Source organism: Olsenella sp. CU969 (genome assembly GCF_905219715.1).
Lineage (GTDB): Bacteria > Actinomycetota > Coriobacteriia > Coriobacteriales > Atopobiaceae > Granulimonas > Granulimonas faecalis.
This window is the reverse complement of sequence record NZ_CAJMXC010000100.1, coordinates 1-5,870: the sequence shown is the minus strand read 5'-3', so window position 1 is coordinate 5,870 and position 5,870 is coordinate 1. Positions and strand designations below refer to the sequence as shown.

3 protein-coding genes are annotated in these 5,870 nt (G+C 70.7%); 2 read left to right on the top strand and 1 reads right to left on the bottom strand.

Annotated elements, in window-relative coordinates; translation table 11 throughout:
- On the top strand, positions 1-614 hold a 614-nt coding region (locus JX283_RS07700), incomplete at its 5' end, for an AEC family transporter (RefSeq protein ID WP_204830054.1).
- Positions 615-870: 256 nt separating this feature from the next.
- Here the strand turns inward: JX283_RS07700 and JX283_RS08580 are convergent.
- A complete protein-coding gene (locus tag JX283_RS08580; protein ID WP_239652543.1) occupies positions 871-2,130 on the bottom strand; it encodes a chloride channel protein in 1,260 nt (419 codons plus the stop codon).
- A 122-nt stretch (positions 2,131-2,252) separates the two neighbouring features.
- Between JX283_RS08580 and nifJ the strand changes: the two genes are divergently transcribed.
- Positions 2,253-5,852 carry a pyruvate:ferredoxin (flavodoxin) oxidoreductase gene (gene nifJ, locus JX283_RS07695; protein ID WP_204830053.1) on the top strand — a complete coding sequence of 1,200 codons (3,600 nt, stop codon included), beginning with the start codon at positions 2,253-2,255 and terminating at the stop codon, positions 5,850-5,852.
- Positions 5,853-5,870: the final 18 nt, after the last annotated feature.

The following is a 5,870-nucleotide window of genomic DNA, read 5'->3' as shown; positions in this document are numbered from 1 at the left end:
CCGCCACCCCGGCCGGCGCCCCCGTCACCGACCAGGAGGCCCGCGCCGCCGAGAAGGAGCACGGCATCCGCAAGGAGATCGACGTCATCCGCGCCGAGGAGCGCGGTCACGCCAAGAAGCACGCCATCAAGAACCCCAATGTGGCCGCCATCGTCAACGCGGTGAAGAAGCCCGTTGCAGCCGCCCCGCTCATCGCCGTGCTGCTCGTGCTCATCGGCGTTCGGTTCCCCTCCGAGCTCGACCCCTGCTTCGAGCTCATCGCCAAGGCCAACTCCGGCGTGGCCGTGCTGGCCGCCGGCCTCGCCCTGTCCACGGTCTCTCTGGGCGTGAACAAGGAGGTCATCTGGAACACGTTTTACCGCCTGATCCTCATGCCCGCCGTGATCGTGGCCGCCGGCTTTGCCCTGGGTATGGGCAGCGACCCGTCCAAGATCTCGATGCTGGCCATGGCTGTGGCCCTGCCCCCGGCGTTCTCCGGCATCATCATCTCGAGCCGTTACAACATCTACGTGAAGGAAGGCGCCAACTCCGTGGCCGTCTCCACGGTGTGCTTCGCCGCCACCTGTATCCTGTGGGTGTGGGTCATGCCGATCCTCTGCTCCATGTTCCACTAGGGCACGTCCAACGGCTCAAGGCCTTGCCTTCGAGGGCCCGTCACGGCGGCGGGCCCTCTTTTTTGTGCCTGGGGCGGGGTTGTCGGATGGGCTGCCGGGCGAGTCTGTCTGAAACCGCGATTGCGGACGGTCCACCCGGGGGTGTCGGCCTCCGGACTGAAACCTCGATTTCTGACGGCGGGCCTGCCGGGCGTAGGCGGCGTCGGTTTTCGGGGTGGCCGCAGGGCGGGCTTGAGCCGCCGTTCCTGCCGAGGGGCTACTCCCGGTGCCGCCGCACCTGGTCGACGACACCCTTCAAGGCGGTCCGTCCCAGCCACGCGGCCCCGATGCAGGGGAGCAGCCAGGGGGCGAAGCCCCAGCCAAAGAACTCGCAGCCCACGAGCGCGCCGGAGATGGGGCAGCCGAGGGCCACGCCGTAGAGGGCCGCCATGGCCAAGGCGCCTGTGAGCAGCGGGTCGGCCCCGCAGAGGGACGCCACCGCCGACCCCATGAGGGCCCCCGTCACAAACATCACGGTGACCTCGCCGCCCCGCAGCCCAAAGCCCAGGCACACCACGGTGAGGGCCAGCTTGAGGGCGAAGCCCCACCCGCCGTGGGGCTCCGCTAGGGCCGGGACCACCAGGTCGGTGCCGAGGCCCGCCCATCCCATAAGGCCCGGCACGACGAGGAGCGCCACGGCCACCACGACCCCTCCCGTGACCAGGCACCGCATGGGGTCGCGGCCCATGCGGCTGCGGAGCCCCTCGAGAAGGCGGACCCCCACCTCGAAGCCCACGCCCGCCACGGCGGCGCCCACGGCCACCAGGAGCGCCCCTGCGAGGTCGGGTGCCGCGGCGGCCCGGGAGCCAACGAAGGGGGTCTGGATCTGCAGGCCCATGGGCCTGGCAAAGGCCGCGGCCACCAGGCACGAGAGCAGCACCGTGGGCAGGTGGCGCACGCGGCATCGCCGGGCCGCCAGGTGCTCCACCAGGTAGGCGAAGACCCCCAGGGGGGCGCAGAGCAGGGCCGAGAAGCAGGCTGCCAGGCCGCAGGCCACGGCCCAGTCGTAGGCCGGCTCGCCGTTGTCGTCGTCCACGGAGAACCAGGGCACCATGGCGGCCCCCACCGAGGCCCCCAGGTACTTGGCGGCGGAGTCCGGCCCCACCGACGCCCCTCNCAAAAGCGACATCAGGGTCCCGGCCAGCATGGTGGGGCCCACCCTGGTGGGGAGACGCCGGTTGGCCCCCATGTCCTTCATGAGGCCGTTGAACCCGGGCCGCAGGTCCATGACCACCCCGAGGCGCCGGTACATGACTACCTCGAGGGCCGCCAGGGCCGGCAGGAGGGCGCTCAGCCACGGCAGTGCCCGCCAGGCGTCCCCTGCCCAGGAGACCCCGAGGCAGAGCACCACGTTGGCAAGGCCGCACAGGATGCCGCAGNNCACGGCGAAGGCCACGCGCCTTGCGCCCATGGCCCAGTCGTAGGCCTCGAGGCGTCGTCTTGTCCAGGTGGCGGCCGCCGTCATCCTTTGGCCCACAGGCACTCCCTCCGCAGAGCTTCCGTCGTCTCCGTAGATACCCGACNTGCCCGCTTGTCTGAGCGTATAGACCGCCTGTTCATCCCTTGGGCCCCTGGCCCGACCATCCCGTGGAGGACCCCATGCCCCAAACCCAGCACCCCCGTCGCGAGGCCATGGACGGCATGACCGCCGCGGCCTACGCGGCCTACGCCCTGTCCGACGCCGCCCTCNTCTANCNCATCANGCCGGCCTCCAAGATGGCCGAGACCGTGGAGCGCTGGGCCTGCGAGGGTCGCGAGAACCTCTTCGGCGCCCCGGTGGACGTCAAGGAGATGCAGTCCGAGAAGGGCGTGGCCGGCGCGTTCCACGGTGCGCTGTCGGGAGGCNCCCTCGCCAGCACCTTCACGGCCAGCCAGGGCCTCATGCTCATGATCCCCAACCTCTACAAGGTGTCGGGCGAGCTGCTCCCCGGCGTGCTCCACGTGACGTGCCGCTCGCTCTCGACCCACGCGCTCTCGATCTTCGGCGACCACCAGGACGTTATGGCCGTCCGCGCCACCGGTGTGGCCATGCTCGCCAGCGCCACGGTGCAGGAGTGCATGGACCTCTCCCTCGTGGCGCACCTCTCCGCCATCGACGGNTCCGTGCCGTTCTGCCACTTCTTCGACGGCNTCCGCACGTCGGACGCCATCGAGACCGTGNACGTCATCGAGCCCGAGGCCATGGCGCCCCTGGTGGACCGGGACGCCGTGCGGGCGTTTCGCGCCCGCGCCATGGAGCCGGAGCACCCCGACNTCCGCGGCACGGCCCAGAACCCCGACATCTACTTCCAGAACCGCGAGGCCGCCAACCCCTCCTACGACGNGCTCCCCGCCGTCGTGCAGGCCAACATGGACAAGGTCGCCAAGCTTACGGGCCGGCGGTATCACCTCTTCGACTACGACGGCGCCCCCGACGCGGAGCGCGTCGTCGTGACCATGGCCTCCTCGGCCCAGGTGGCCAAGGAGTGCGTGGCGCACCTCGTGGCGGCCGGCGAGAAGGTGGGCGTGGTAACGGTACGTCTCTACCGGCCTTTCTCCGCCGAGCACCTCCTCGACGCCATCCCCGCCACGGCCAGGCGCGTCTCGGTGCTCGACCGCACCAAGGAGCCCGGCAGCCTGGGCGAGCCACTCTATGGGGACGTGGCCCTGGCCGTGCTGTCCTCCGGACGTCCCGTCGAGGTCCTCGGCGGCCGCTACGGCCTCTCGTCCAAGGACTNCACGCCGGCCCAGGTCAAGGCGGTGTTCGACAACATGGCCCTCGAGGAGCCCAGGCGCCGCTTNACNGTNGGCATCGACGACGACGTCACGCACCTGTCCCTGCNCGTGGGCGGGCCCGTCCGCTGCCTGCCGGGGCCGTGCTCCCAGGCGGTGTTCTACGGCTTTGGCTCCGACGGCACCGTGGGCGCCTCCAAGCAGGTGGCGCGCATCCTGTCGCGGGAGCAGGGCGCCTGCGTGCAGGAGTACAGCTGGTACGACTCCAAGAAGAGCGGCGGCCTCACCATCTGCTACCTGCGGCTCTCCGACAGGCCCGTGCAGAGCCCCTACCTCGTTGACGACGCCGGCTACGTGGCCTGCCACAAGTCCACCTACGTGCGCCGCGGCTACCCCATGGCCGACCGCCTGGCCGAGGGCGGCACGTTCGTGCTCAACGCGCCCTGGGCCGACGCCGCCTCGTGGGAGGAGCACGTCCCCGCGCAGCTGCGCCAGGCGCTCGCCAGGAAGAAGGCCAAGGTCTACGCCGTGGACGCGAGCGGCCTCGCCGAGCGCTCCGGGCTCGGCGGGCGCGTCAACATGATCATGGAGTGCGTGTTCCTCAAGCTCACCGGCCTCATGGACTACGACGCGTTCGTGGCCGCCCTCAAGGCGGACATCCAGGAGGTCTACGCCGCCAAGGGCGCCGACGTCGTGAAGGCCGACCTCGAGGCCGTGGACGGGGCGCTGGCCTCGCTCGCCGCCNTCGACTACCCCGACNCCTGGGCCACGGACGGCGAGGGCCCAGAGACCGTGGCCNAGAGGATGGCACCGGCCGACNNGAGCGGCTACGTGNGCGACGTCTTCTGGCCCATGGAGGAGCTCCGCGGCGACGACCTACCCGTGAGCGCCATGACGCCGGACGGCTTCGTGCCCCTCGGCACCACGGCCCTGGAGAAGCGGGCNGTGGCCTACTCGGTGCCGCGGTGGGANGCCGACGCCTGCGTGGAGTGCTACGAGTGCTCCTACGTGTGCCCCCACGCCGCCATCCGGCCCTACCTCGCCACGGGGGACGAGCTCGCCTTCGCCCCGGAGGGCTTCGACACCAAGCCGGTCACGTTGCCGGCCCTCAAGGACGAGGGCCTGTCCTTCAGGATCCAGGTCTTCCCCGAGGACTGCGTGGGCTGCGGCAGCTGTGNCTACAACTGCCCGGGCCACGCCCTGTCCATGGAGCCGCTGCCCACGCAGCTCGAGACCCAGAGGGAGGCCCTGGACTTCTGCCGGTCGTCCGTCTCCCTCAAGGACCACCTGCTGCCCGCCGCCACGGTGCCTGGCACGCAGCTCCAGCAGCCGCTCTTCCAGTTCTCCNGCTGCTGCGGCGGCTGCGGGGAGGCCCCCTACATCAAGCTGCTGACCCAGCTCTTCGGCGACCGCCTCATCATCGCCAACGCCACGGGCTGCTCGTNCATCTACGGCGCCTACATGCCGGCCATGCCCTATGCTGTCAACGCCGCCGGGCACGGCCTTGCCTGGGGCAACTCGCTCTTCGAGGACAANGGGGNGTACGGCTACGGCATCGCCAAGGGCGTCAGGATCCGCCGGGGGCATCTGGAGCGCCTGGTGTCCCGGGCCGTGGCCGACGAGGGCGCCGGGCTGCCCGCCGGGGCCACCGCCCTCATGTCCAGCTGGCTCGAGGGCAAGGACGNCCCCGAGGCCGCCTACGACCTGGGGCGCGCCATCCGCACCGAGCTCGAGGGCACGGCCGCGGGCACGGGGGAGGGCGCGGGTCTCGCGCGGCAGATCCTGGACTACGGCGAGATGTTCGACAAGAAGAGCGTGTGGGCCGTGGGCGGCGNCGGCTGGGCCTACGACATNGGCTACGGCGGCCTCGACGAGGTGGTGGCGAGCGGGGAGAACCTCAACATNCTGGTGCTGGACACCGAGGGCTACTCCAACACCGGCGGCGAGATGAGCAAGGCCACCCAGATGGGTGCCGTCACCGGGTTCACCTACAACGGTAAAGGCACGCCCAAGAAGGACCTGGGCACCATGCTCATGCAGTACGGCTACGTCTATGTGGCCCACGTGAGCCTTGCCGGCGACATGCAGCAGGTGATCGACGTCATGCGGGAGGCCGACGCCTACGACGGGCCCAGCGTGGTCATCGCCTTCTGCCCCTGCATCAGCTGGGGCATCGAGGGCGGCATGGGCAGCGTCACGGGCATCATGCGCGAGGCCGTGGAGACCGGCTACTGGCCGCTCTGGCACTTTGACCCGCGCCTGGCCGAACAGGGCGGCGACGCCTTTGTGCTGGACTCCGCGGCGCCGAGCAAGCCCATGGGGCCGTTCCTGGCCAAGATGCGCCGCTATGCGAGCCTGGCCGACCGCGAGCCGGCCGTGAGCGCCAGGCTCCAGAGCGAGCTGGCCAAGGACAGCGAGGCGGTCTATCGCAAGCTGGACGCCCTGGTGCAGGTGTACGGCGGACTGGACGAGAAGAGCGGCAAGTAGGCGCCCCCCCCACTGCCG